A 26047-nucleotide genomic window follows, 5' to 3' on the forward strand; every position below is an offset into this window, starting at 1 on the left:
CCAACAAGATGAAATATATCAGTGGATTAATTCTGATGCTGTGGGCACAGCAGGCATGTGCCCAGATGGCTCTGGTACAAGACAAGGACGGATATACGAATATCCGGAAGAATGCAGGCATCTCACAAACAGTAATTGGTAAAGTGCTGGATGGTGATATTGTGTTTCTCCTGGAACCGGAAGGAGAGTGGTATAATATCGATTATTATCACAAAGGAGAGATCAGTGGTGGGTTTATTCATCGGTCGAGGGTAAAAACGATAGATACCTTTGAGAAGATACCGGCGAAGGAGCAGACCGATAACCGTGCAGTGTTTCAGAAAGATTCCATCAAAGTGATGCTCACCGCAAAACCCTTTGTACTGAAGGATAATACTGTTCAATATGCGACTCAGGACAACGTACGTTATGTAGACAAGATCAATCACCAGCCTTATTACGGTTCGGATGGTGGATTGCCTACCCGGCAATATGGCAGCCTGGTGATACAATATGGTAAAAGAAATATTCCTGTGCCGGATTCGGTTATCCGTGGTTTGTATCAGCCTAATATGGAACTCACTGCAGTGAATTACGATCGTAAAAATGACCGGTTGTATATTACTGCTGATAACAGTGACGGAGCAGGCCACTATTCGTTATTATGGTTGTTCGAACACGGTATCTACGTACGAAGGGTTCTCTTCTTCGGCTTTTAAAGCAGGCCTGAACAGAAAAAAATCGGGACCTTTGTGCCGGACTTAAAAGAACAGACGATGGAAATGAACGAGATCAAGGTAGTACCTTATACAGACGAATGGGCCAGCACTTTCCGGCAGCTGGCGGCTATCTATCAACAACACCTGGAAGGGCTGATCACCGGTATTGAACATGTGGGTAGCACCTCGGTACCCGGACTGGCAGCCAAACCCATTATTGATATTGACCTGCTGATAAAAGATCCTTCGCAATTGCCGCTGGTGGTGGCCGGGCTGGAAAAACTGGGTTATACCTGGAGAGGTGATCTGGGAATCCCCGGCCGTGATGCTTTCGGCAGGAATGCAGACACTACGCCTGATGATGGTAAAGGGACTGCATGGATGGCGCATCATCTATATGTGTGCCTGGAAGGCTGTATCAGTCTGAAAAATCATCTCCAGCTGCGTGACTTTCTGCGGCTGCACCCCGAAGCTGCAAAACAGTACGGTGCACTGAAGCAGGATCTTTCCGTAAGGTATCCTTATGATATCGATCAATATATTGAAGGTAAAACTGCCTTCATCACTGGAATACTGGCCCAAACAGGTTTGCAGGAAGACGACTTGCAGGACATCACTGCACGGAATAAGGCGGGAAAGTAAAAACCGGCCAGGCTACAATCCTCATGCGATTTTTCACTCTATAAAAACAGCTAGTATGAGAACTTTATGCCTACTTTTTGCTTTCCTATGCTCCTTTGCACTCACGGGAAAGGCCCAGGACCTGCTCGGTGCCTGGAAATCGTCTTCCGGTGATGTGAACAGTATTCTGCTCATCACACCTGGTTATTTTTCCATCACCTCCTACCAGGACAAAAATTTTCTTTCCACCATGGGTGGTACCTGGAAAGCCCCTGATGAGGTATCTGTGAAAATAGAATTTAATACAGATGAACGTTCCCAGGTAGGATGGGAAGGCGCTGTATCCGTCAGCAGTGCCAACGGAAAACTGAGCACCACATTGGGTGGTGGTCAGACTATAGAATGGTCCCGTGTAGACAACGGAGAGGGCTCACTGGCAGGCTACTGGCAGATCTCCGGCAGGGAACAGGATGGTAAAATGAATGAGATTAAGCCAGGTGTCCGTAAAACGATTAAAATCCTTACCGGTACACGTTTTCAATGGGTAGCCATTAATACTGAAACCGGTGAGTTCTTTGGTACCGGCGGTGGTACTTACTCTTTCGTAAATGGCGTGTATACAGAGAAGATTGATTTTTTCTCCAGAGATAACAGCCGTGTAGGTGCTACCCTGACCTTCAAAGGCAAAGTGGAAGGCAATGCCTGGGATCACAGCGGATTAAGCTCCAAAGGAGAACCTATACACGAAGTATGGTCACGGTAAGGCACCAACGTTTTTAAGATAACTACATAAAAGAAAACAGCCCGCATCAGTCGATGCGGGCTGTTTTCTTTTATGTATCAAATCATTACCACCCTATCCCATAATCTTCACCGTGATTGCTGCTGCCACCCCATAGCGTGCCATGGGCCCTGTCCAGGTAAATGGCATTGATAGGCCCGCTGGTGCGTTCTCCGAAGCTGAGGTGATAGCCCATGCTCTCCAGTTGTTTACGCGTTTTTTCAGAGGTGTTATTGTTCAGCAGGATGCTGCCGGGTCGGGGCATGCGCTCACTGATTTTGCTGCCGCCGAGGGATAACCATAACTGGTTGGTGTTGATATTGGCGGCTTCTGTGGCCTGTTGTACGGTCATACCAAAATCTACTACGTTGAGGAAGAACTGAAGCAGGTTCTGGTCTTGTGTGTCTCCGCCCTGTACGGCAAAGGAAAGGAAGGGTTTACCATCTTTCAGGGCCATGGAAGGGGTGAGGGTTACACGGGGCCTTTTGCCGGGTGCAATCACGTTAAACGGACAAATGGCAGAATCAAGTACAAAGCTTTGCAGGCGCTGGCTCATGCCTACGCCGGTTTTGCCGGCAATACAGGCTGGCAGCCATCCTCCGCTGGGAGTAATGGATACTACCCATCCGTCTTTATCGGCTGCTTCCACACTGGTGGTACCGCGCCAGAGGCGGTCCTGGTAGGCGCTGTCGGCTGTATGTGTTGCATACAGGTTGTCCAGGTTGGCAGACACAGAGAGTGTGGTGGCATCATGTTTCGGTACAAAGCCACCGGGTTTACGGCCATTGGTGGTGTCCATATAAGCTTTGCGTTCTTCCAGGAAATGCAGGTAGGGATTGGTTTTTCCTATATATGGGTAAGGATCGCCGGGGCCTGCAGTAGCGTCGTTACGGGTCATATCGATCTGTTTGGCGCGGGCTTTGGCGTAGTCTTTATTCAGCAGACCGTTGATAGCGCGGTTTTTGTTGAAATAAGGATCTCCGTAATAAAAGTCGCGGTCGGCGAAGGTGAGGTTCATCGTCTGGTAAAGGGTATGGATATATTGTGTGGAATTGTATCCCATACCTTTCAGATCGAAGTTTTCCAGGATGTTAAGACTTTGCAGCAGCATAGGGCCTTGTGTCCATTCCTGCAGTTTGTATACTTCAATGCCGCGGTAGTTGACATGCAACGGCTCTTCTTCGATGGGTTTCCAGCGGGCCAGGTCTTCCATCGTAATGAGACCGCCCTGTTCCTGGCAGCCGCGAACAAATTCACGGGCGATGTCTCCTTTGTAGAAACGGTCGTAAGCGGCCATGATAGCTTCTTCCCGGCTTTTATGTTTTTTAAGCGCTTCCTGTTCTGCTGCTACCATTTTAGTCAGTGTGGCCAGCAAGTCTTTCTGAACAAACAGTTCACCTGCTTCGGGTGCTTCCCTTTTTTCACCGGGATGGGTAAGGAAGACAGCTTTGCTGTAAGGCCATTCCTTGATATAGTTTTTACCCCGCTCAATCATGTTGGCAGTCTGTGCTTCTATCGGATAGCCGGAAGCCATATCGATGGCCGGGGCCAGCACTTCCTTAAGACTCAGGGTTCCGTATTCGGCGAGCATATGACAAAGGCCGCCCGGAGTGCCGGGTGTAACTGCTGCCAGCGGGCCGAACTCCGGTGGAAAATCATATCCTTTTGATTTAAAAAAGGATGGGGTAGCGCCGGTGGGAGCTACGCCCAATGCATTGATGGCAATCACTTTGCCGGTTTTGGGATTGTAAATGAGTGCCTGGGTTTCTCCGCCCCAGCTCAAAACATCCCACATGGTACAGGTGGCGGCCAGCATAGCGCAGGCTGCATCTACTGCATTACCGCCTTTCTGGAAAATCATGGCGCCGGCGGTGGCGGCCAGCGGCTTGCCGGTAACGGCCATCCATTTTTTACCATGTAGTGGTGGTTTCTGTGTTTGTTGTGCCTGTAAGCCGAGGTGAAGGGTACATACCAGCAGTAGGAACAAAAAAAGCTGTCTCATAAAGCAAGTCTGATTTAGATGTTGGTCCCGGCCGGCACAGGATAGTGCGGCCGGAGGCCTAAAATAATAAAGTCTGCTTTAATACACCAGCACTACTACAGGTAAATTAAGCGTGCGCTGCAGCCTGCAATACTTTTGCTGTCACGAGCAACTGTCCGGTATGCCGCATGGTATGCTCTGCTGCATGAAACAACAACCCGATAACATTGGATGGCAGCTGTTTCCGACCCACACCCCTGAAATCAGTCAGGGTGGCGGGGTCTGTACGGGACAGCTGGGCCAGGGCTTTGTCTATTTGTTGGCTGAATGCATTAAGCAGGGAGCTGAGATCGCCGGTGTTGTTACTTTCTGCAGCCAGTTCTTCCAGCTGAGTGGCCGACAGCGGTTGTGCCAGCGCGTAGGTAAAAAGGCGGTCGATCACGCCTCGCAGATGTTTCAGGTGAAAGCCCGGTGAGGCCGTGTCGGCCGGCTTCTCCCATAATAAAACTTCCGGGAAACCGGTCATTCCGGTACGTACCTCGTCTCTGGCCTGCAGCAGCGCATGGGCCACGGGTTGTAACAAAGTAGGGATTCCTTCCACAGGTCCCTGCATCCAGTATTCTATTGCCATAAAAATTGTTTATACTTCCTGTGCGTCGTATACCACCACTCTTTCCCAGAGGGGACCGTAGTTTTTAATGAAATCCAGATGGATAGGATCCTGCTGGTAGGCAGCCTGTGCGGCCAGGTCGCTGAAAAATATCAGCTCCGATACAGCCCAGCTGGTATCTACCACATCTCTTTTTTCGGTACCGGCTACTACGCCTACGTGCAGCTCGCCTACAGACTTAATACGGGACAGGGTTTTAATACCTGCCACCAGCTTGTCACGGTCTTCAGTAGAACCGGGATTTTTGAGCCAGAACAACACATGGTGCACAATAGGGTATTTCTTACTGCCGGACACAACGGGCATGGCCGCAACAGCGCTGCCAGCGCATAACGCGGCGGCAGTGCCCAGAAATTTTCTTCTGCTGGAAGTTTTCATAAAACAGTAGGTTGAGACCCTGAAAGTACTAAAGATCTGCGATTCATACCATAATCAGGCCCTTTCATCCCATTTTGATGTATGGCTGCCATTCAATGAGTAATATTGCTATAAATAATCCCGCTTATGGACCAATTCAGGAAAATGGAATTTGGCATCGTATCAGGTATATTCCTGTTGCTGATGTTTTCCCTGCTCTATCCCAGTGTTATCTACAATGTATTTGAATTACAATCTATCTATGGGCATAAGTTCAATCAGTATCATCAGGTGTTTGATTATTATATCCACTACCTGTTGCCCGCGCTGGCCCGTATTATCCTGGTATATGTCAGTTTCCTGCTCGTGAATTTTGTGATTGTGCCCCGTTTTCTGGAACGGAAAAAATGGTGGCCGGGTATTCTGTTATTGCTGGCGACTGCCCTGATTTTTTTTCTGGGGATGATGATCGCAAATTCTTACTACAACGGTTACCTGTTGGGAGTATATCAGACAGTCAGAGGTGCGCATATGCATTTTGCCAAATCGGCCTTCATAGGTACTGTTTTTTATGGTGTGTTATACATGGTGTATTATATCCTGAAACAAACCTATTTTGAACATTTGCACCACTGGCTGGCCCGCAACGTTCAATACCGGAAAATAGGTCGTGAAGTATTGATTTTTACCGGCATTTTTGTTGCATTGTTATGTCTTTTTTTCAGTGACTCGCGTGATCTTTTCTGGCTTGTACTTTATTTCGGTCCGGTGGTCATTTCAGTGTCTTTCATCCTTTTCTATAAAGTCATCCCGGAATTTCATCATGAACATCACAACAGAAGAGTATTGACCCGGGACATCGCACTTCTGGTGCTGGGCGCCAATATCCTCATGGGAATGATTATCAGGGCCCTCCGTCATGGATCTGGCAGCCGGGAAGCAGGTTTTATCGCCACGGGGGGAGTGATCTGTATCGGTATTATCCTTCCTGTCACCTGGTGGCTGTACCAGTCCAGACAAAAGCAGGTCTCTACCGTAAAAAGCCTGCGTACAGCACTGGGACATTCTACGGCCAATCTGGATTTTCTCCGGGCGCAGATCAACCCCCACTTTTTGTTTAATGCCCTCAATACCCTTTATGGTACTGCTTTGCAGGAAGAAGCTCCCCGCACCAGCGAAGGTATCCAGAAGCTGGGGGACATGATGCGTTTTATGCTGCATGATAATCATCTGGGGAAAATACCGCTGGACAAAGAAATTGCTTACCTGCAGAACTATATTGACTTGCAACGGCTGCGTGTGCTCTCTACTCCCGATATCCAGATAGAGGTGAATATCGATGACAGTCAATGTCAGCATGAGATTGCGCCGATGCTGCTGATACCGTTTGTGGAAAATGCCTTTAAACATGGCATCAGCCTGCGGCATCGTTCGCGTATCGTTATTTCGTTGAGTTGTAACAACCAACAGGTCTTCTTCGATGTTTACAACAGTGTGCATCCCCGTCCGGAAAATGATCCCGAGCGTGACAGTATGGGGATAGGGCTGAACAATGTGAAGGAACGGCTGGCATTGTTATATCCCGACCGTCATGAGCTGAGCATACGGCATACCAACAGTGAATTTTTTGTACACCTGACCATAGATGTAAAAGATTAATATGAAAACGAAAGAAGAGAAAATGGCCACCACAGCGCCGGACGGCATGACCCGGTTTCTGTGGTGGCTGGCCGCGGCTGATGCGGACATACTGGCGGAATGCCGGACGGAAAAAGAAAGATACCGGATTGTAGGCCTGGCCGTAATGGTCACCTGGTTGTTTGCCACCCTGGCATGGGGATATTTTTTTTCCACCATTGTCAAAGATGACATGATCGTACTGGCACTAGCCTTGTTTTTTGGCTTTGCTATTTTGTGTATCGACAGAACACTGATTGCTGCGATGTCCAGGGGTAATGGCAATGTCCGGATCATGCCGGTAATATTTCGTTTACTTCTGGCCGTTACTATCGGTCTGTTTATTTCACAGCCGGTGGTATTGATGTTGTTTAAAAAAGATATCACCGCTCAACTGGAGCTCAGTAAACAGACCAAACTGGACGCCTACAGAAAACAGCTGACAGCCCTCAATGCTGGTCAGCGTACCGATCTCCAGCAGGCGCTGGACAGAGGTCGTCAACAGGTACAACAGAAGGAAAGCGACCTGAAATTTTATAAAGACGCCTATATCAAAGAAACTGACGGCACCGGCGGCAGCGGAAGGATAGGGGAGTCTTCGGTGGCACGTGTTAAAAAATCGGCTTACCTCAAAACAGAAGAAGAGCTGCAGTCCCTGCAACATTCCTGGGAGCCTCAGGAGCTACAGCTGCAGGCCAAAATAGCCACCATGCGCAGCGCCGACAGCCTGAAGGAAGTTATTTATATGGGTACGCTTACTGATGGTTTCCTGGCACAAACAGAAGCCCTGCACGAACTCACCGAACAACATCCCCCCATGCAGCAACGGTACCGGCTCATCGTATTCATCATCACGCTGATAGAGATCATGCCCCTGCTTAGTAAAGTACTGATGCCCCGGGGAGAATATGAAGAAAAGCTGGCCAGCGCCACTACCCAGGGCGTAGAAGCTGCCAGGCTGGAAACAGCCGCCGGCAAGGAACTGCTGCAGCATTATCAGAACGCCGCACTGGCCGAAGACAAGGCGCTGGTAGATGAGCTGTTTGACAGTACCCGCCAAATACGCCGTGCGGAAGCAGCCGCCGTCGTTAAAGAATGGCAGCGCCGCGAAAACAAACAGTACCGCAATTTATGGCAACAGGCCAAAGAGCTGCTACTGGGTAAGATTGTGTAAATCCCTATATTGCTAACAGGAAAATGTTGTGTTATGAAGCTTGCAGCTATTGCGATAGATGATGAACCCGTAGCATTGGCCGTGATAAAGAACCATGCGGCCATGGTCCCCTTTCTGGAAATAAAAGGCTTTTTCACCAATGCCTACGAGGCGATGGAGTTTCTGAGCAAGGAAAAAGTAGACCTGCTGTTTCTGGACATCAAAATGCCCGATATCTCAGGGTTGGACTTTATCTCCAGCCTGCCACAACCACCCATGACCATTTTTACCACTGCCTACTCAGAACATGCGGTGAAAAGTTTTGAGCTGGACGCAATAGACTATCTGCTGAAACCTTTTTCCCTGATCCGTTTTATCAAAGCCTGCAACAAAGCGCATAGCCTGTGGCAGCTCAAGCAGCAGAGCCCCCAGCTTAAAGAAGCACCTGCATACATCTTCCTGAAAAGCGGATATGAGCAGTTCAAAATCATGCTGGAAGATATCCTGTACCTGGAAAGCGCAGGCAACTATGTCAATTTTATCCTGAAAGACCGCCGGCTCATTTCCCGGCTCTCTATGCAGGAGGCAGTAGACCTGTTGCCTGCCGGCCTGTTTACCCGGGTGCACCGCTCCTATATTGTTTCAAATGACAAAGTGGAGCGGGCAGACCGTACCTCCCTTTATATCCGGAATGTGCCCATTCCCATTGGTGCGGCTTATGGCGCTGCAGTAGATAATATCCTGGGCTCTTCTGGGGCTGTTTCCGGCCGCTAATTGCTATCATTTTACCGCTCTAAATATTTATTTGTAAAAATAGACCGAAAGGTCTATTTTTAACTATATGAGCAAAGCAGCAAAAACGAGACAGTTTATCATTGAAACAGCTGCTCCTATCTTTAATCAGAAAGGAGTGGCCGGCACGGCCATCAGCGATATCATGGAGGCTACAAGGCTGGCCAAGGGCGGGCTATACGGCAATTTCTCCTCCAAAGAGGAAATGGTACTCGATGTGTTTGACTACATCGCGGAGTTGGAGAAAAACCGGCTAAGGGCATTGACATCCCAGGCAACCACCGCTACTGGCAAGTTTGAAGCTATCTTCTCGTATTATGCCCGCTTCCCGCTTAACAGGGAGATTGCCGGCGGTTGTCCCATGCTCAACTTCGGCGTGGAAGCAGATGATACCAACCCCGGCCTGAAAGAAAAAGTGAATGAGCTGATAGGCTACTTCCAGCACCGCATCCGGCTGCTGGTACAGTTTGGAAAAGATAACGGTGAGTTTAAAAAAGACTGGGATGAAGATAGGTTTGCCATCCTGATGTTTACCATGCTGGAAGGGGCCATCTTTGTTACCAATATCACCAACAACAACAGGCAGATGCTGATAGTACTGGATTTTCTGAGAAAAGAAATTAAACATCACAGCAAGTGATTTTTTTTTTAGTTCCAATAATAAACCAATCGGTCTAAAAGATGCAACACCAGGTTTTACCCCTGTCATTACGGATGACAGCCTTTTTACTATCCGGCCTGAGCAAGCCATTCCCCGGCCTCACCGCGCGTTTATTTTACCGCTTGTACTGTACACCGCCGGGAACCAAAATGAGGAGCACCCATCAGGAGCTGCGTGACACAGCACATGCCGGTAACCTGACCGTTACCCGCTATGCTTTTGACGAACGGCCCATGAAAATTAACACCTACCGCTGGGGTACTTCTGATAAAAAGATATTACTGTTACATGGATGGGGTGGAAGCCCTTTTCATTTCAAACAACTGATCGGCACACTGGTGCAACAGGGCTATCAGGTGGTAGCCTATGATGCGCCGGCACATGGCGGTTCCGACGGTAAACGCACCAATCTCGTACAATGGACACATGTGCTGGAACAGGTGATGATGCAGGAAGGGCCTTTGTATGCTATCATAGGGCATTCCCTCGGTGGACTCAATGCTGCGCTCACCCTGTCCCGCAAAAAAGTACAGGTGCCCCGGCTGGTGATGCTTAGCTCCTCATTGAGTGCCCCGGATTTTTTTAATGAAGCCCTGCGGCTTTTTAAGATCCATCCGGTAGTAATGCCGCCGCTGCAACAACTGATCCGTAAACGACTCAGGGAAGACCTGAATGAAATGGACCTTCACCGTTATATCAACCAGATTAAAGCGGGGAAGATTTTTATTGCCTATGATACTGCTGATACACTGGTAGATGAAAAAGAAATTACGGCATTCGTGGAACAGTATCCGTCTATTCGTGCCCTGCGCATCACCGGCGACGGACATTTCCGTATCATGCGCCAGGAGCCTGTAATTCGGGGCGTTATGCAGTTCCTCGAAAGTGCATAAGGTAAAGTGGTGGGGCCGGCATTTTTGATCGTGGATAATTTCCGGCAATAAACTTGCATTAGCTCTCTTAAAACAATATTTTAGAGACCTGTAAGTTTAAAACCCACGTTATATGAGTAACACAAACAACCGCCGGCAGTTTCTGCGGCAAATGGGTATGTACACCATGGGCCTTGGCTTGCTGCCTTCTGTATTAGCCGCCTGCAATGAAGGTAAGTCTACCCGCAATGACAAGGACAGTGCCGCTCAGCCTTCCACCAACAGCGAAACCGCCAAAGAACTGTTCTTTAAGATTTCACTGGCAGAATGGTCTTTTCACAAAGCACTCTTCGCCAAAAAAATGGATCACCTGGATTTTGCCGTCCGGGCAAAAAATGAATTCGGCATCAGCGGTGTGGAATATGTCAACCAGTTTTTTAAAGACAAAGCCAAAGACCAGGCCTACCTGGCCGAAATGAAAAAACGGGCCGATGATAATGGTGTACGCAGTGTACTGATCATGTGCGACGGAGAAGGAGAGATGGGTGATCTGGATACCAAAAAAAGATTGCAGGCCGTGGAAAACCACTACAAATGGGTGGAAGCAGCCCAATACCTCGGCTGCCATGCCATCCGTGTCAACGCTGCCGGTGAAGGCAAGGCCGAAGAAGTAGCCAAAGCCGCCATTGAATCACTTACTAAACTGGCCACCTTCGGAAAAGAACATGGTATCAATGTGATCGTGGAAAATCATGGTAGTTATTCCTCCAACGGAAAATGGTTGAACAATATCATGAAAACCGTGAACATGCCTAACTGTGGCACTTTGCCGGACCTGGGCAATTTCTGTATCAACAGAAGCAAGCCGGAAAACAATACGCCGGAAGCATGGGCCAAAACCACCTGCCTCGAAGAATATGATCGTTATGAAGGGGTGACGGAGCTGATGCCTTTTGCTAAAGGGGTAAGTGCTAAAACTTATGATTTTGATGCAGCGGGTAATGAAACCACCATCGATTACAAACGGATGCTGCAGATTGTAAAAAATGCCGGTTATAAAGATGGTTACATTGGTATTGAGTACGAAGGAAACCGTTTATCAGAAGAAGAAGGGGTGAAGAAAACAAAAGAACTGCTACTGCGTTTGGGCGCGATTTAATACTTAAGACTATAAAGGGAGCAAAACACAACAACTATGTGTGTTTTGCTCCCTTTATTTTTGTATAAAAGAATATTACTTAAACTGCGTTTTCAGGAAAGACAGTGCATGTGTATAGGCATCTTTAGTAGCCTCACTGTTGTAGATGGGATTGCTGGGATTGGCAAATGCATGATCAGCATCATAACGTTTAACCGTTAACGTTTTCCCTGCTTTTTTCATGTCTTTCTCAAATTCATCAACAATCTGCGGGGTGATACCCTTATCCTTGTTGGCAAAGAGTCCGAGCACCGGACCATGTAATTTCTTCAGGGTTTCCACATCTTTTTCCGGCATACCGTAATACATCACACAACCTACGTTTTGACTGCCATTGATAAGGGCAGACTGTAAGGCAATACCGCCTCCAAAGCACCAGCCCAATGTAGCGATATGCGCCGGTTTGCCGGCATAGTCCCGGGCTCCTTCCATGACGGCTTTCAGTCTCTCCCTGGGAACAGATTGCATCATCTTGGAAGCTTCTTCACGGTTAGTAGCAACCTTCTGATCATAGAGGTCTACAGCCAGTACATTCACTGTGCCGCCCAGATCATTGTACAGCTTCTCTGATTCTTTTTTCACATAGTCATTCAAGCCGTACCATTCGTGGAATACAAGCAGGTATTTGTTGGATGGCTTCTGAGCTTTAAACAGAAAGCCATGCGCAGCGGTGCCATCAGGAGTTTTGAACGTTACATTCGTTCCGGCTGTGCCTTGATAAGTATAAGGCAGCGGGTCTTGGTGTGCCATCCGGAAATCTTCACGGCTGGCCAGTCCGGCGAACTCTGTGATTGCATCTGTGTGACAGCAGGGAGCTGTTTGCGCATACACCCCGAAGGCACATCCCAGAATGAGGAGCAATAAGGATAGTTTTTTCATAAATGGATGCTTTTTTATAGGCTGATAAAAATACAAAAAAATCCAGGTTCCCAGGGCTAAAGCCCTGGGCTATATTTGAAAAAAATGAGCGTTAGACTCGTCATTAAAAAGACATCATTCTAAAAATAAATCCCGTCTCAAACCCCATCAACTCGTCATTAAAAAATATATCATTCAAAAAAACAACCTCCGTCTCAACCCATCAAATATAGCCCAGGGCTTCAGCCCTGGGGGCTAGAATATAAGCACCACTTTATTTTTATTGATTTTATATTTGAAATCCTGTTGGCTGCTGAGGTTGCTCAGCACGTCATCGAGTGTGGCGTTATAGAAGGCTGCTGCTGTGATGGTGCGGGATTTGGAGGCATCGCCGCGCATTTCTACTTCTACGCCGAACCATTCTTCCAGGATGCGGGAAACGGCCATGGGGGTGGCGTCTTTGATACGAAGGGTGTCGGAGAGCCAGGCTTCCAGTTCTTCGGGATGATAGGTTTCTTTTTCCATCAGGTCTATTTCTTTGTTGGCAAGCACCATTTGTCCGCGTTCGAGTATTTCCGGTTGGTTGTCGGTGGCGGAGTGATACGATTTGCCTACGTGGCAGGTGCCGGTGAGCTGATAGAAGGTAGCGCCTTGCTGACTGGAAAAGCCCCGCATTCTAAAGGAGGTGCCCAGTACGGCAGCGCGAAGAATATGACTGGTGACGGTAAAGCTGTCTTTGCCGGGTTTTACATCAAAAAAAGCGTCCCCGTCAAGGATAACGGCCCGGTTGCGCTGGGCATAGTTTACGGGTACGCGGAGGGTGGAGGCGGAGTTGAGGATGACAACAGAGCTGTCGGGCAATGTTATGCGGGTACGGCGGCCGGTCTCACCCTGATGCAGCAGGTATTGTACCCCTGGTACTTCCAGGTTGACAACAGTGCCGGCTTCTGGCGTTGTTGGCTCTTTGAGTTTCCAGGTGAGCAGTACAACAGCTCCTGTAATCACTAAAAGCAGCACATAAAGCCATCCGCGGGAATTTCTGCTGGCATCAGATTTAAATAGCATATTCCGGTATTTTCGTATTTAACAGAAAAAAATTAAAAGTAAGCAAAATTAAGTGGAGCCTGGTTTTCACTGTAACAATTTCTGTGAAACAAAAGACAATATCGGTTTATACTGTTAAAAAGATATGCTGATATTATAATGTTTTTTGTTTAGAATCAAGGCGCACCCTAACTTTGCGCCTCATGGAAAAGCAGCTAACTTTATCATTCGATAATACGGCTATTGCGTTTGAGGCAAAGACCGATAAAGCATTAAAAAAAGCCAACTTTCTTTTTAGTAATATCGGAAAGCCATGGCTGGTGAAAATGGGTGCAACGTTTACTCCGTTGGCTTTTAAATTAGGATTACCTATCAAGGGAATCATTAAGAGCACTATTTTCTCGCAGTTCTGTGGAGGTGAAACACTGGAAGAAGCTGCACATACTGCTTTGCAACTGGGAAATTACCATGTGGGCGTTGTGCTGGATTACGGCGTGGAAGCGATGGAAGGAGAAGAAAGTTATGATAACGCGGTACCAGAATTTATCCGTGCTATCCAATATGCTGCCAGCAGACCCGACATCCCTTTTATAGCCATTAAAATCACGGGGTTTGCCCGCTTTGAATTACTGGAAAAAGTACAGAGCGGTGTCACCCTTAGCACACAGGAACAACAGGAATATACAAGAGTACGTTCCCGTGTACACTCCATAGCGGAAGCGGCTGCACAATACAAGGTAGGCCTGCTCATCGATGCGGAAGAATCCTGGATACAAAAACCGGTGGATGATCTCACTGATGAGATGATGTCACTGTTCAACCGCAAGGATGTGATTGTATACAATACCTTCCAGATGTACTGCCACGACCGTTACCCATTCCTGCGCAAATCCCTGGAAAAGGCGGAGAAAGAAGGTTACCTGCTGGGAGCCAAACTCGTACGGGGCGCCTATATGGAAAAGGAAAACAAACGTGCTGCTGAAAATAATTACCCTACTCCGATACAGCCCAGCAAAGAAGCTACCGACAAGGACTACAACGCTGCTGTACAGTTTAGCATTGCTAATATCGACAAACTCGGCGTATTCATCGGTACACACAACGAAGAAAGCTGTATGCTTGCTGCCCGTACCATGGACGAGAAAAATATTCCGCACAATCATCCGCATGTGAGTTTCTCTCAGCTGCTGGGTATGAGCGATAATATCACTTTCAACCTGGCACATGCCGGCTATACTGTTACCAAATATCTTCCGTATGGTCCTGTGAAAGACGTGATGCCCTACCTCATCCGCAGAGCGCAGGAAAACACTTCCATTGCCGGTCAGATGGGTCGCGAACTGGGCCTGATCAGGAAAGAACTGAAACGTAGAGGAATATAAGATCAAAACATATTACTGTAAATACGAAACAAAGAACCCATCGACATTGTGTCGATGGGTTCTTTATTTTTAATAAATCGCTTTTATCTCCGCTCCATCAGGAGCATCATCCGCATCACTGGTTTGTTTCGCTCATCGGTATCGGATATCTTGACCATACATCATCATCTGGTCTGTCTATCGGTAGTGTGTTGAGTAGTTTGTATCTGCGCAGATCGATCCAGCGGTGACCTTCCATAAACAGGGAATAACGGCGATTGTAGAGTAGTTCTGTTATTAAGGCTGCTTGTGTAACTGCACCGGCGTAAGGAGCCAGGTTATGGGACACCCGTATCCTGTTGAGGGCTACTATGGCATCGGGGAACTGGTTCTGCTGTATTTTGGCTTCGGCATAGAGCAGTATCAGCTCTTCATTCCGGATGATGGAAATAGGAGCGCTTAGGCTGGGCCACAGTGTCAGATCGCGGTTGCTGGTAAGACCTACACTGCTGGCGGCAGAACTGCGCACGGAGGTTTTTTTGTCGACACGGTCATCGCCGCTGATGACCTCTGCTGCGAAGGTGGGGTGGGCTACCCGCATTTCTCCGGTCGAGTTTGGCTGCAGGTACATCGGATTGGACAGATCTCCGCCATTGGTAGAGAAGGCGTTATAGACGCCCGTGTTCAGAAGACCGTTGAGATCAAAGAATGACTCGTTCAGTGCTGTGAGTGCGGTGGCCCAGTTTTTACGGTAAACATGGACCCTGGCTGCAATGGCGCGATTAAACTTGATCAGTCCGGCAGCATCCTTAAATCCGGCAAAGCCTTCTGAGAGAGGGAACACCACTTCAGACCCGGTAAGGTCTGCTTTACCTGCGTCCAGGAACTTGATCACGGAATCCAGTACCACCCCGGGATCGGTAATGATAGGGCCCAGGTTCGCATTGTCGGCCACGGGTATTCTGGCACCGTTTGAATCTGTCATGTTGATGTTCAACAGCAACTGATAGCCGATCAGCGTTTCTGCAAAGCCCTTAAAGGCTTTTTTCTGTGCGTCGGTGGCTACTTCGTTGCGGGTGGTTTTAAGCGCTTCCATCAGGATGAAGCACTGGCGCGCCACCTGGTAGCGGGCTGCATAAGGATTGGTGATGTAAAAGGTGTTGTTGTCCAGTGTTTTGGTGCCACCGCCCAGCATGTCTGTAGTCCATCGCGGCTCAGATCCGGCAAAGCGGTACATCTCACGGCCCAGTACACCGAGTCCGTCGAGATAGGTACCTACGTTGTTGCGCATGCCCGATTCAGCACCGGTAACAAGGTTGAACAGGTCACTTTTGCTGGGGTTGACGACAATGCCGCCTACTACCGGCGTGTTCAGACTGTTGATCTCTCCTTTCTGGCAGGCGCTGACAACAAGCAGCAGCCCTGAAATATATACAATAAGCTTTTTCATGTTTTACAGTTTTGATGGTCAGATAATGATCAGAAGTCTATGCCCAGGTGGAAACTGGCCCTTTTGCTGGCCGGATAAGGCATTACGTCCACACCGGTAGACAGCCCGTTACTACCGCGGCTTTGCGCAGTGGTAATGGTATTGCTGCCGAAGTTGGACACTTCCGGATCATATCCTACGTATTTGGTCCAGGTGAAGAAGTTGTTGGCGGAGATGCCCAGCCGTATTCCTTTCACTGTTTTGGTGTTTTTCAGCGGCACATTGTAATAGAGGCCGATCTCACGGACACGCACATAGGAAGCATCCTGCACGTAAATACCTGCACCGCCGCCAGGCCTGTACGCACCTGCTTTCTGGCCGTTGATCAGATCATCATAATCTGCTGAGGTAGCACCGCCGTCATTCAGCAACTGGGTAAGGTTGATGTTGTCACCACCTTTTTTCCAGTGAATGAGGAAGCGCAACGAGAAGTTTTTCAGGAAAGTGATATCATTGAAAAAGCTCATCTGGAAGCGGGGTTCCGCATCGCCGACTACTACCAGGTCTTTGTTCACGATTCCTTTGATCTGGGTAACCGGGCTGCCTTCTTCCAGGTAGAAGGTACCCAGTGAAGCACCAAAGGCGCCGATGGCGTATGGAGGAATCACCAGTTTGGTCATTTTGGAGCGGTTGCGCCACCAGTTGATATTGGAGGTCCATTTCACTTTGGGCGTATTCACCGGGATAACAGTGAGGCCCAGCTCTATACCGTTGTTGCTGAGGTCACCACTGTTTTTCCATTCAATTGCATAACCGCTGGAAGAGGGGATATTATGCCGTAATAAAACGTCGTAGATGCGTTTATTATAGTAAGTGGCTTCCAGGGCAACACGGCCGTTGAACAGGCTGAAATCGAGACCTGTCTCCAGTTCTGTCTGTCTTTCCGGTTTGATGTCAGGGTTGCCCAGCAGGTTGTCTACCAGTATGCCGGGATAGCCGCCGATATTGCTGCCCAGCATGCCCGTAAATTTACTGCCATAGGGCGGCACGTTACCGGACTGGCCGTAGGCGATACGTACTTTCAGGTTATCTACCTTGTCCACATTCCAGAACTTCATTTTGGTGATGTTCCAGGAGAAGGCTCCTTTGGGGAAGACGTAGTATTTGCGGTAGTCTCCGTTGTTGGTGGAACGGTCAAAACGTACGCCGCCGCTGAGAGTGAAGGCATCCATCAGTGAGAGGTCTTCCTGTACAAACATACCGTTGTCGCGGTATTTCTGACGGAACTGACGGGTGGTGGTGTTACCGCTGGCATCAACGTTGGATTGTCCGTTTACCAGGTTGGTGGCAGAGGTTACGATGTTGTCCAGATAACCGGTTTCCAGCGTGGCGCCGGCGGTGCTGGTGAGGGTGAGGTTTTCATGTGGTGTGAAGGTGTTCACTACAAAACCTGCCAGGTTGGTATTGAGGTTGTTGGTGTTGCCCTGTATAGAGTGACCCTGCTGTGCTTTTTCTTCAAACTGCAGGTCACGCGGGAATACGGCGGTTGTTTTTAAATTGAAATAATCCACACCGGCCCGCACGAGGAATTTGGTGGTGGAGTGGTTGCTCTGCTGGAGGCGGTATTCGAGGTTACCCCCACCTACAAAGCGGTTTACCCCTTCGTTGTTGATCATCTTGTCGCGTGTTTCCAGCGGATTGGAGTTGGAAAACGGATTACGCGGATATTCACCGAGTGCGTTGGGATGCAGTTCTGCAAAGCCCGGGGTGGTAGAGAGGGCTACACCATAGGAGACACTGTTGTTGTCGTTGTTGGTGAGACCTCTGTCGGAAGAAGAGTTGATAAAGTTGGTAGTAACGCCAACGGTTAAACGATCATTTATTTTATGCTCTACATTTAGGCGCAGGGAGTTATTGAAATAGCCGGTATTTTTAACGATACCGTTTTCCTGCCTGCGGTTTCCTGCCAGGTAGAACGTTGTTTTTTCGGAACCTCCACTTAAGGAGATGCCGGTATTGAGCACGAGGCCGGTCTGGCCGAACATTTCCTTTTCATAGTCATATATTTTGCCAGCGCTTTGTGCGGCTTCAAACTGAGCTTTCATGGCGGCGCGGGCATTTTTTACGTCGGGGTCGTTGCTGGTGGCACTACCACCCAGATCAGCGGCTGTTTCGGCTGTGAATTGCCTCACACCCATCAGGTGCCGTACTTTGGCGAAACCTACCTCCTGGTTGAAGCTCACTTTTGTTTTACCGGCTTTTCCCTTTTTGGTGGTGATGATGATTACACCTGCGGCGGCTTTGGCGCCATACATGGCAGCAGCGGAAGCACCTTTCAGGATCTCTATGTTCTCAATATCTTCCGGATTAAGGTCAGCGATGCGGCTGGAGGGGTTGTCCTGGTTGTTGGGGTTACCGGCGGTGGCAGCGGCGGTAACATCGTTGAGACCGGCAGGAACACTGGCGTTGTTGAAGAAAATTCCATCTACAACATACAGTGGCTGGGAGTTGCCGAATACGGAGGTGATACCACGCAGTTTAACGGAGATGCCGCCGCCGGGAGCACCTGAGTTGGCGGTGATCATGGCTCCGGGTACTTTACCGCTGAGGGCTGCGTCAAATGTCTGGGCCGGCGCTACGCCTGTCAGTTCTTTACCCGAGATGGTGGCCACGGCATTGGCCAGGTTTTTCCTTTTGATGTTGGTGGCCAATCCGGTCACCACGATTTCCTCCAGCCTGGCGAAATCTTCTTCCAGCGTGATGTTGAGCGAAGTGGCTCCTGGTGGGATGGCTACAGTCTGGGTCTTGTAGCCGGTGTAACTGACGATCAGCTTTGAAACAGAGGCCGGCACGCCGATCGAATACTTTCCTTCTGCATCGGAAATGGCCCCCTTGTTGCTGTTGGGCACTCTTACGGTAGCGCCTGGGATAGGATTACCATTGGTAGCATCCTTGATCCTTCCTGAAATGTTTTGTTGTGCAATTAATGCAAGGGAGCTGCATAAGCATAACAGCACCAGCATGCTGGATTTTGGTAGAAGCATAGCACGAAATGGTTTAGATTAAAATGATGGACAAATCACGGTTACAGTAAATAAGAATTTTAGTGAATGGGGAATACGGTTATCTGAGTTGTTTGAATTATTTTGGTTGAAAAACTATATCTCCTCTATACTGCTACCGGCGTTGGCATCTGTCAGGTTTTCAATATCGGGGCGCCAAAAAGCAGAACTATCCTGGTTTGAGCTATTGTTGTAACTTACTATCGATCTGGTAGTTTACGAAAAATCGTTCTGACTTCAACTTTTTTGTTTGACTTATTTAGGTTATATTTTTCTCGTAACTTGCCGTCTTATGGAACAGTATTTAGCTTTATTACAACACATTATTAAAGAAGGTGTTGTTAAAACAGACCGTACCGGCACCGGAACCACCAGTTGTTTTGGGTATCAGATGCGATTTAATCTCCAGGACGGATTTCCGGTAGTGACTACCAAAAAACTGCATTTAAAATCCATCATATACGAACTGCTCTGGTTCCTGAAAGGCGATACCAATATCGGCTGGCTGAAAGAACATGGTGTATCCATCTGGAACGAATGGGCCGATAAAAATGGCGATCTGGGCCCGGTTTATGGCAAACAGTGGCGCAGCTGGGAAACACCTTCCGGAGAAGTGATTGATCAGATCAGCATCGCCCTCGATACCATCAAAAAAAATCCGGACTCCCGCCGCATTATCGTTAATGCATGGAATGTAGGCGAACTGTCCAAAATGGCGCTCAGCCCCTGTCACTGTCTCTTCCAGTTTTATGTAACACCGCCGGATACGTCCAAAGGGGAAACCAGAGGTAAACTCAGCTGTCAGCTCTACCAGCGCAGCGCAGACGTATTCCTCGGCGTTCCGTTCAACATTGCCTCTTACGCCCTGCTCACCATGATGATGGCACAGGTTTGCGATCTCGATGCAGGTGACTTCATCCATACCTTTGGTGACGTACACCTGTATAGCAATCACATGGAGCAGGCTAAACTGCAACTGAGCCGTACACCATTCCCACTGCCGGTTATGAAAATAAACCCGGAAGTGAAAGACCTTTTTGCATTTAAATATGAGGATTTCGAACTGGTCAACTATCAGTTTCATCCTGCCATCAAAGCACCAGTAGCTATCTGATATGACGATATCCATTATTGTGGCCGCATCAGAAAACAATGTGATTGGTATCAACAACCAATTGCCCTGGCGCCTGTCTACAGACCTGAAATACTTTAAAAGCACTACACTGGGCAAGCCCATTATCATGGGCCGGAAAACCTTCGACTCCCTGGGTAAACCATTGCCCGGCAGACCTAATATCGTTATCACCCGGCAGACCGGCTACCACCCGGAAGGTGCCTATGTGGTGTCCTCTATTGATGAGGCCATCGCTAAAGCCCAAACTTTCGAAACGGAAGAGATATTTGTCACCGGTGGCTCACAGATATTTGAACAGGCCTGGTCTCAGATAGACCGGATCTATCTGACACGGGTATACGCCGTAGTGCCGGGAGATGCTTTTTTCCCTGCTGTTCACGGCAATGAATGGAGTCTGGTGAGTGATGAAAGACATGAGCCGGATGAGAAAAATGAATATGCTTTCTCTTTCCAGGTGTGGGAGCGCATAAAAACTACTTGAAAATAACAGTACCGAGGCCCTGGGTAAGCTCCTTCTCCAGGGCTTTCAGGTGCACCTGCATCTCCAGGCAGCGCATGATCTGGTCCATTTCGGTGGCTTTTTCCGCCTCGTCCTGATTTTCAACAATCAGCTTCTTGATTTTGCGCAGTATCAGATAATTGGTGGTGGATATGGTATCTTTCAGGTAAGCATTGTCACCATAAACAGTATCTATCTCAAAACGTTCCTTCCAGTTGATGCTCAGCTCCGCTTCCTTGTCTTCCAGAATCAGGGAAATGTATCTGCTCATGTCGGGGTCCTGGTGGTAAAGGAACCATTTTTTATCAGGGATGCTGCCGGAGTCGTAGAGTGTTTTGTATTCACGGAGTACACGCTTCACCATCTCGCTGTCGGCCAGCGATTCGAAATCATACGGAAGATGAAAGACATAGTCTGCCACCGTGTTGTTTTCTTCCTGGCTGAAAACTTTATCCCCGAAACGCAGCAGTATTTTCACCAGTTCCTTTTCCTGTTTTTCATCCCTGTTGAGCAGGGAAGAGATGGAAACCCCTGTTTCCGCGGCTTCCATGGCAGCGATGGCTTCCTCGCTCAGCACATCATCTGACTCTTCCGGCGCCGGATTGTTGCGGGTATTGGCCTGCTCGCGTTTGACCAGCCTCTCCCGGATATATTTGTTGACCAGCGCTATCAGGCCCTGCTCATCGATTTTGAGCAGCTGGCTGCACTGGCGGATATAGTCCTGTTGCCGGGTAAAATCTTCCGCTTTATCGATTTTAGAAATCGTTTCCGCGATCTCATTTACCAGCTGCGATTTTTTATTGCTGTCGTTGCCGGCTTCCTGCATGTTAAGCTGTAGCTTAAACAGCACGAAGTCCTGCTTGTTTTCTTCTATGAAGCTGCGGAAGGCCTCGGCGCCGATACGTTGTACGTAACTGTCGGGGTCTTCCTTATCGGGCAGCAGTACCAGTTTTACGTTGAGGCTTTCTTCAATGGCCATATCCAGACCACGGAGGGCGGCCTTAATACCGGCACTGTCGCCATCGTAGATGATGGTGAGGTTGTTGGTATATTTTTTAATGAGCCGCAGCTGGTCCTGTGTAAGGGAAGTACCGCTGGAAGCTACCACGTTTTCCACACCTGCCTGGTGCAGAGAGATCACGTCGGTATAACCTTCCACCAACAGGCACTCATTGAGCTTGTCGATCGCATGGCGCGCGAAGTAGGTGCCATACAGCACCCGGCTCTTGACATAAATCTCGTTTTCCGGAGAGTTGATGTATTTGGGTGCCCTGTCTGATTTGACAAGGATACGGGCCCCGAAGCCCAGGATCTTGCCCGACTGGTTATGTATAGGGAAGATGACACGGCCCCGGTAGTTATCGGCCGGTTGCTCATTACGCATCGTCACCAGCCCTGTTTTTTGCAGGTATTCCAGGTTGTAGCCCTTGGACAGTGCGGTTTGGGCAAAGGTGTCACGTTGGTTCAGACAGTATCCCAACTGGAATTTACGGACGGTCTCTTCTGTAAAACCACGTTCTTCAAAATAACTAAGCCCTACGTTCTGCCCTTCCTCTGTATTGAACAGGGTATCGGAAAAGTATTCCCGGGCAAAGCCGTTGATAATAAACAAACTGTCCGACATCAGCTGATGCTGGCGCAGTTCCGGGCTTACCTCTGTTTCTTCAATCTCAACCTGATACTTCTGTGCCAGCCATTTGATAGCTTCCACATAGGAATACTTCTCGTGCTCCATGACAAAGCTGATGGCGTTGCCGCTTTTGCCACAGCCAAAACACTTGTAGATTTCTTTGCTGGGAGATACGGTGAAAGAAGGCGACTTTTCGTTGTGAAAAGGACAGAGGCCCATATAGTTGGCTCCGCGCTTTTTCAGTTTCACGAAAGAGCCCACAATTTCCACAATATCAATGCGGCCAAGTATCTGTTGTATGGATTGTTGAGATATCACAGTCTGATCAATGCAACTGCAAACATACGGTAATTTCTCCGGAGCAGTGGAAAACGTTGTGTAACGCTTCTTTTGCTTATATTTGGTAGATTATATTAATCTCGCCAAATCAATCTTATTTATCAGATGAAAGAAGTATTTATAGTAGCAACTGCCCGCACGCCGATTGGAGGTTTCAATGGCGCGTTGTCAGGTGTTCCTGCTGTTAAACTGGGTTCCACTGTTATCAAAGCCGCTCTGGAAAGAGCTGGTATAGACGCTGCCCAGGTGAATGAAGTATATATGGGCAATGTGATCAGTGCCAATCTGGGACAAGCCCCTGCCACCCAGGCCAGTCTGGGTGCTGGTGTACCCAATAAAGTGCCTGCCACTACTGTTAACAAGGTATGTGCTTCAGGTATGAAATCCATTATGCTGGGTGCCCAAAGCATTATGCTGGGCGATAACGATATTGTTGTGGCTGGTGGTATGGAAAATATGAGCGCTGTGCCTTTTTACCTCGATAAAGCCCGCACTGGTTATAAACTGGGTGCCGGTACTGTAATCGACGGTATTATCCGTGACGGCCTCTGGGACCCTTATAAGGACTTCCACATGGGCAATGCTGCAGAGCTCTGCGCCGCAGAATACCATATTACCCGGGAAGACCAGGACGCCTATGCGATTGAAAGCTATCGCCGCGCCGCTGCTGCCTGGGAAAAAGGATTTTACAAAAAAGAAGTGGTGCCGGTGGAAGTGCCCGGTAAAAACGTGGTGACAGTGGCTGAAGATGAAGATTACAAAAAAGTGATCCTCGAAAAAGTGCCTTCCCTGAAACCTACCTTCCAGAAAGATGGTACCATCACTGCTGCTAATGCCTCCAATCTCAACGATGGCGCTGCTGCCGTAGTATTGGTGAGTGGGGAGAAAGTAAAGGAACTGGGACTGAAGCCCCTGGCTAAAATCATCAGTTTCGCAGATGCTTCCCAGGCGCCGGAATGGTTTACCACCACACCGGTAAAAGCTGTTGAGAAAGCACTGGCCAAAGCCAATCTGAAAATTGAGGACATGGACTTTGCAGAGGTAAACGAAGCCTTCTCTTGTGTGCCGATCGCCAATGCCAAAGACCTGGGTATGTCACTCGACAAAGTGAACGTATGGGGCGGTGCCGTAGCTATGGGACACCCTATCGGCTGCAGCGGAGCCAGGATCGTGGTAACGCTCAACTCCATCCTGCACGAAAACAACAGCCGCTACGGTGTGGCTGCTATCTGCAATGGTGGTGGTGGTGCCAGCGCTATGATCATCGAAAAAGTATAAGACAATATTGAAATAGATAGGGTGATGGAAATATTCCGTCACCCTATTTTTTTTATGTTAGTCCAACACAATAACCGTGTCTTTCTTCGCTTTCCCGTAACCCCACTGTATCAGAACGCTGTCTGCTCCCTTTTTTTCCATCCGGAGGTTTTTAATCACTCCCTGTGGTTGGATGATGCCCGGTGTTATTTTCTCAAAAAGCCAGTATTTATCGCTGATCAGGCTGTAAACCGGCGCTGATGACAGAATGCCGCTTGTTTTGGATTGAAGGGCATAGTCGTTGTCGATGTTGTAGCGGCGGAAATCACTGTCCGACAGGAGCGTGAGCGCGACTACGATGGTGAGTACCCGCAGGGGTGGGATCATCAGTCCCAGCAGCAGTACAAAGGGAAACCCGAAAAATGCCATCAGATAGGCATGTCTGGCATCGTTGCCGGGTTTGCTCAGGCCATACAGTATCATGCCGGTGCCGGCGTACAGGGTGAAAAACACCCGCTCGGTTTGGGTGCCTTTAAAACCATAATCATTGAGCATCAGGAACAGGCAGATGGCCGACAGGACCAGGAAAATGAGATGGATGTACCAGGTGAGTGCCAGCGTCAGTGGCGCTTTAAATTTTTTAATTTTGCAGGAAAGCCCTGTCAGAAAACAGATGGTGAGAATCGTTAAGGTGATCATAGCTGGTGATGGAAAATGGCATCAGGATATTAAAATATAAATATATAAATATTTTATAATGATTATATTTTCTTTTCTCCGGCTGATGAAAAATGAACAGTGGCTTGTGGGTATAAAGTGTGTCAGCGGTCATATTAATTATTAATCCTTTGCTTTTTCACCAACAAACAATATTTTTGCCCTGCCTTACCACAGTCAGGCATTTAAACTTTCAAACTTTATTAAGAATAGCATGCGTCAGATAGCTTTCAGACAAGCCTTAAGAGAAGCCATGCAGGAGGAATTTCGCCGTGATGAACGGGTGCTCCTGATGGGTGAGGAAGTAGCCGAATATAATGGTGCTTATAAAGTGAGCCAGGGAATGCTGGATGAGTTTGGTCCAAAACGTGTTATTGACACGCCGATCGCAGAACTTGGTTTTGCTGCTATCGGAGTTGGTGCTGCTCAGAACGGCCTTCGCCCGATAATTGAATTCATGACCTGGAACTTCGCTAACCTGGCGATTGATCAGATCCTTAACACAGCTTCCAAAATGCTGGCCATGAGTGGCGGACAGATTGGCTGCCCGATCGTTTTCCGCGGACCCAACGGTTCTGCCGGTCAGCTGGGCGCACAGCACTCCACTGCTTTTGAAAGTTATTACGCCAATATTCCGGGCCTGAAAGTAATATCCGTTTCCAATCCATACGATGCCAAAGGTTTGCTCAAAGCGGCTATCCGCGATGACGATCCGGTTGTTTTCATGGAAAGTGAAGTGATGTATGGTGATATGGGTGAAGTGCCTGAAGAAGAATACATCATCCCTATCGGTAAAGCCGACATCAAACGCGCTGGTAAAGATGTGACCATCGTTTCTTTCAACAAAATGATGAAAGTAGCCCTGGGCGCAGCTGAAGAACTGGCGAAAGAAGGCATCGAAGCCGAAGTAATCGACCTCCGTACCATCCGTCCGCTGGATTGGTTCACCATCCTGGAATCTGTTAAGAAAACCAACCGCCTGGTGATCGTGGAAGAACAATGGCCGTTCGCCAGCGTTTCTTCTGAAATTACCTACCGTATCCAGAAAGAAGGTTTCGACTACCTGGATGCACCTATCCGCCGTATCACTGCGGCTGACGCACCGATGCACTACGCTCCGAACCTGGTTAAACTGTACCTCCCTGATATCGAGCGTACCGTGAAACTGGTGAAGGAAGTAATGTACATGAAGAAGTAATTTCCCTTCAGGATATAAAAAACGGCGAAGATGATCATCATCTTCGCCGTTTTTGTT

At 48.5% G+C, this 26047-nt stretch carries 23 protein-coding genes; 14 read left to right on the forward strand and 9 right to left on the reverse strand.

Translation table 11 applies throughout. From position 1 onward, the window contains the following. Window positions 1-8: 8 nt before the first annotated feature. From KD145_RS26615 to KD145_RS26625, 3 genes are read left to right on the forward strand one after another with little or no spacing between them, the layout of a single operon-like run. Window positions 9-698: an SH3 domain-containing protein gene (locus KD145_RS26615; RefSeq protein WP_212002846.1), complete on the forward strand. Its 690-nt coding sequence runs from the start codon at window positions 9-11 to the stop codon at window positions 696-698. Between the two features lie 33 nt (window positions 699-731). Further along, window positions 732-1340, forward strand: coding sequence for a GrpB family protein (locus KD145_RS26620; protein WP_212002847.1), 609 nt, complete (start codon window positions 732-734; stop codon window positions 1338-1340). A 55-nt stretch (window positions 1341-1395) separates the two neighbouring features. After that, on the forward strand, window positions 1396-2082 hold the full coding sequence (locus KD145_RS26625; protein ID WP_212002848.1) for a hypothetical protein: 687 nt from the start codon (window positions 1396-1398) through the stop codon (window positions 2080-2082). An 85-nt stretch (window positions 2083-2167) separates the two neighbouring features. Here KD145_RS26625 and KD145_RS26630 read toward each other — a convergent pair whose 3' ends face one another. From KD145_RS26630 to KD145_RS26640, 3 genes are all read right to left on the reverse strand, one after another. Beyond that, window positions 2168-4102, reverse strand: a complete 1935-nt coding sequence (locus tag KD145_RS26630; protein WP_212002849.1) for a gamma-glutamyltransferase family protein — start codon at window positions 4100-4102, stop codon at window positions 2168-2170. A gap of 106 nt (window positions 4103-4208) precedes the next feature. Further along, complete coding sequence (locus KD145_RS26635) at window positions 4209-4712, reverse strand: DinB family protein (RefSeq protein ID WP_212002850.1); 504 nt, start codon at window positions 4710-4712, stop codon at window positions 4209-4211. 9 nt (window positions 4713-4721) lie between these two features. Continuing rightward, complete coding sequence (locus KD145_RS26640) at window positions 4722-5129, reverse strand: Dabb family protein (RefSeq protein WP_212002851.1); 408 nt, start codon at window positions 5127-5129, stop codon at window positions 4722-4724. A 126-nt stretch (window positions 5130-5255) separates the two neighbouring features. Between KD145_RS26640 and KD145_RS26645 the strand changes: the two genes are divergently transcribed. From KD145_RS26645 to KD145_RS26670, 6 genes are all read left to right on the forward strand, one after another. Then, window positions 5256-6767 (forward strand): sensor histidine kinase, encoded by a 1512-nt coding sequence (locus KD145_RS26645; RefSeq protein WP_249219581.1) that lies wholly within the window; start codon window positions 5256-5258, stop codon window positions 6765-6767. Between the two features lies 1 nt (window position 6768). Continuing rightward, complete coding sequence (locus tag KD145_RS26650; protein ID WP_212002852.1) at window positions 6769-7959, forward strand: DUF4407 domain-containing protein; 1191 nt, start codon at window positions 6769-6771, stop codon at window positions 7957-7959. Window positions 7960-7992: 33 nt separating this feature from the next. After that, the gene (locus KD145_RS26655; RefSeq protein WP_212002853.1) at window positions 7993-8712 is read left to right on the forward strand and encodes a LytTR family DNA-binding domain-containing protein; all 720 of its coding nucleotides are present in this window, start codon (window positions 7993-7995) and stop codon (window positions 8710-8712) included. A gap of 67 nt (window positions 8713-8779) precedes the next feature. Continuing rightward, window positions 8780-9370: a TetR/AcrR family transcriptional regulator gene (locus KD145_RS26660; RefSeq protein WP_212002854.1), complete on the forward strand. Its 591-nt coding sequence runs from the start codon at window positions 8780-8782 to the stop codon at window positions 9368-9370. 41 nt (window positions 9371-9411) lie between these two features. Further along, on the forward strand, window positions 9412-10284 hold the full coding sequence (locus KD145_RS26665; RefSeq protein WP_212002855.1) for an alpha/beta hydrolase: 873 nt from the start codon (window positions 9412-9414) through the stop codon (window positions 10282-10284). A gap of 112 nt (window positions 10285-10396) precedes the next feature. Further along, window positions 10397-11422 carry a sugar phosphate isomerase/epimerase gene (locus KD145_RS26670; RefSeq protein ID WP_212002856.1) on the forward strand — a complete coding sequence of 342 codons (1026 nt, stop codon included), beginning with the start codon at window positions 10397-10399 and terminating at the stop codon, window positions 11420-11422. Window positions 11423-11497: 75 nt separating this feature from the next. Here the strand turns inward: KD145_RS26670 and KD145_RS26675 are convergent, their stop codons facing one another. Together KD145_RS26675 and KD145_RS26680 are read right to left on the reverse strand one after the other, a co-directional pair. After that, on the reverse strand, window positions 11498-12340 hold the full coding sequence (locus tag KD145_RS26675) for a dienelactone hydrolase family protein (RefSeq protein ID WP_212002857.1): 843 nt from the start codon (window positions 12338-12340) through the stop codon (window positions 11498-11500). Window positions 12341-12574: 234 nt separating this feature from the next. Continuing rightward, a complete protein-coding gene (locus KD145_RS26680) occupies window positions 12575-13384 on the reverse strand; it encodes a FecR family protein (protein ID WP_212002858.1) in 810 nt (269 codons plus the stop codon). 182 nt (window positions 13385-13566) lie between these two features. Here KD145_RS26680 and KD145_RS26685 point away from each other — a divergent pair, with 182 nt between their 5' ends. Next, entirely contained in the window at window positions 13567-14745 is a 1179-nt protein-coding gene (locus KD145_RS26685; protein WP_212002859.1) for a proline dehydrogenase family protein, read from the forward strand. A 115-nt stretch (window positions 14746-14860) separates the two neighbouring features. On the opposite strand, the gene KD145_RS26690 is transcribed toward KD145_RS26685, so the two are convergent. Then, on the reverse strand, window positions 14861-16174 hold the full coding sequence (locus KD145_RS26690; RefSeq protein WP_212002860.1) for a RagB/SusD family nutrient uptake outer membrane protein: 1314 nt from the start codon (window positions 16172-16174) through the stop codon (window positions 14861-14863). 29 nt (window positions 16175-16203) lie between these two features. Next, on the reverse strand, window positions 16204-19197 hold the full coding sequence (locus KD145_RS26695) for a SusC/RagA family TonB-linked outer membrane protein (protein ID WP_212002861.1): 2994 nt from the start codon (window positions 19195-19197) through the stop codon (window positions 16204-16206). 310 nt (window positions 19198-19507) lie between these two features. On the opposite strand from KD145_RS26695, the gene KD145_RS26700 reads away from it, so the two are divergent. Then, a complete protein-coding gene (locus KD145_RS26700; protein ID WP_212002862.1) occupies window positions 19508-20329 on the forward strand; it encodes a thymidylate synthase in 822 nt (273 codons plus the stop codon). 1 nt (window position 20330) lies between these two features. After that, window positions 20331-20831 (forward strand): dihydrofolate reductase, encoded by a 501-nt coding sequence (locus tag KD145_RS26705; protein WP_212002863.1) that lies wholly within the window; start codon window positions 20331-20333, stop codon window positions 20829-20831. On the opposite strand, the gene dnaG is transcribed toward KD145_RS26705, so the two are convergent. Beyond that, window positions 20824-22797, reverse strand: coding sequence for a DNA primase (gene dnaG, locus KD145_RS26710; RefSeq protein WP_212002864.1), 1974 nt, complete (start codon window positions 22795-22797; stop codon window positions 20824-20826). The genes KD145_RS26705 and dnaG overlap by 8 nt on opposite strands. A gap of 126 nt (window positions 22798-22923) precedes the next feature. Here dnaG and KD145_RS26715 point away from each other — a divergent pair, with 126 nt between their 5' ends. After that, window positions 22924-24096, forward strand: a complete 1173-nt coding sequence (locus KD145_RS26715) for an acetyl-CoA C-acyltransferase (RefSeq protein WP_212002865.1) — start codon at window positions 22924-22926, stop codon at window positions 24094-24096. 57 nt (window positions 24097-24153) lie between these two features. Here the strand turns inward: KD145_RS26715 and KD145_RS26720 are convergent, their stop codons facing one another. After that, on the reverse strand, window positions 24154-24774 hold the full coding sequence (locus KD145_RS26720; protein WP_212002866.1) for a hypothetical protein: 621 nt from the start codon (window positions 24772-24774) through the stop codon (window positions 24154-24156). 232 nt (window positions 24775-25006) lie between these two features. Here KD145_RS26720 and KD145_RS26725 point away from each other — a divergent pair, with 232 nt between their 5' ends. Beyond that, window positions 25007-25990, forward strand: coding sequence for a pyruvate dehydrogenase complex E1 component subunit beta (locus KD145_RS26725; protein ID WP_212002867.1), 984 nt, complete (start codon window positions 25007-25009; stop codon window positions 25988-25990). The last annotated feature ends 57 nt before the right edge of the window (window positions 25991-26047 follow it).

Origin of the sequence: Chitinophaga sp. HK235, assembly GCF_018255755.1 — a bacterium.
GTDB lineage: Bacteria > Bacteroidota > Bacteroidia > Chitinophagales > Chitinophagaceae > Chitinophaga.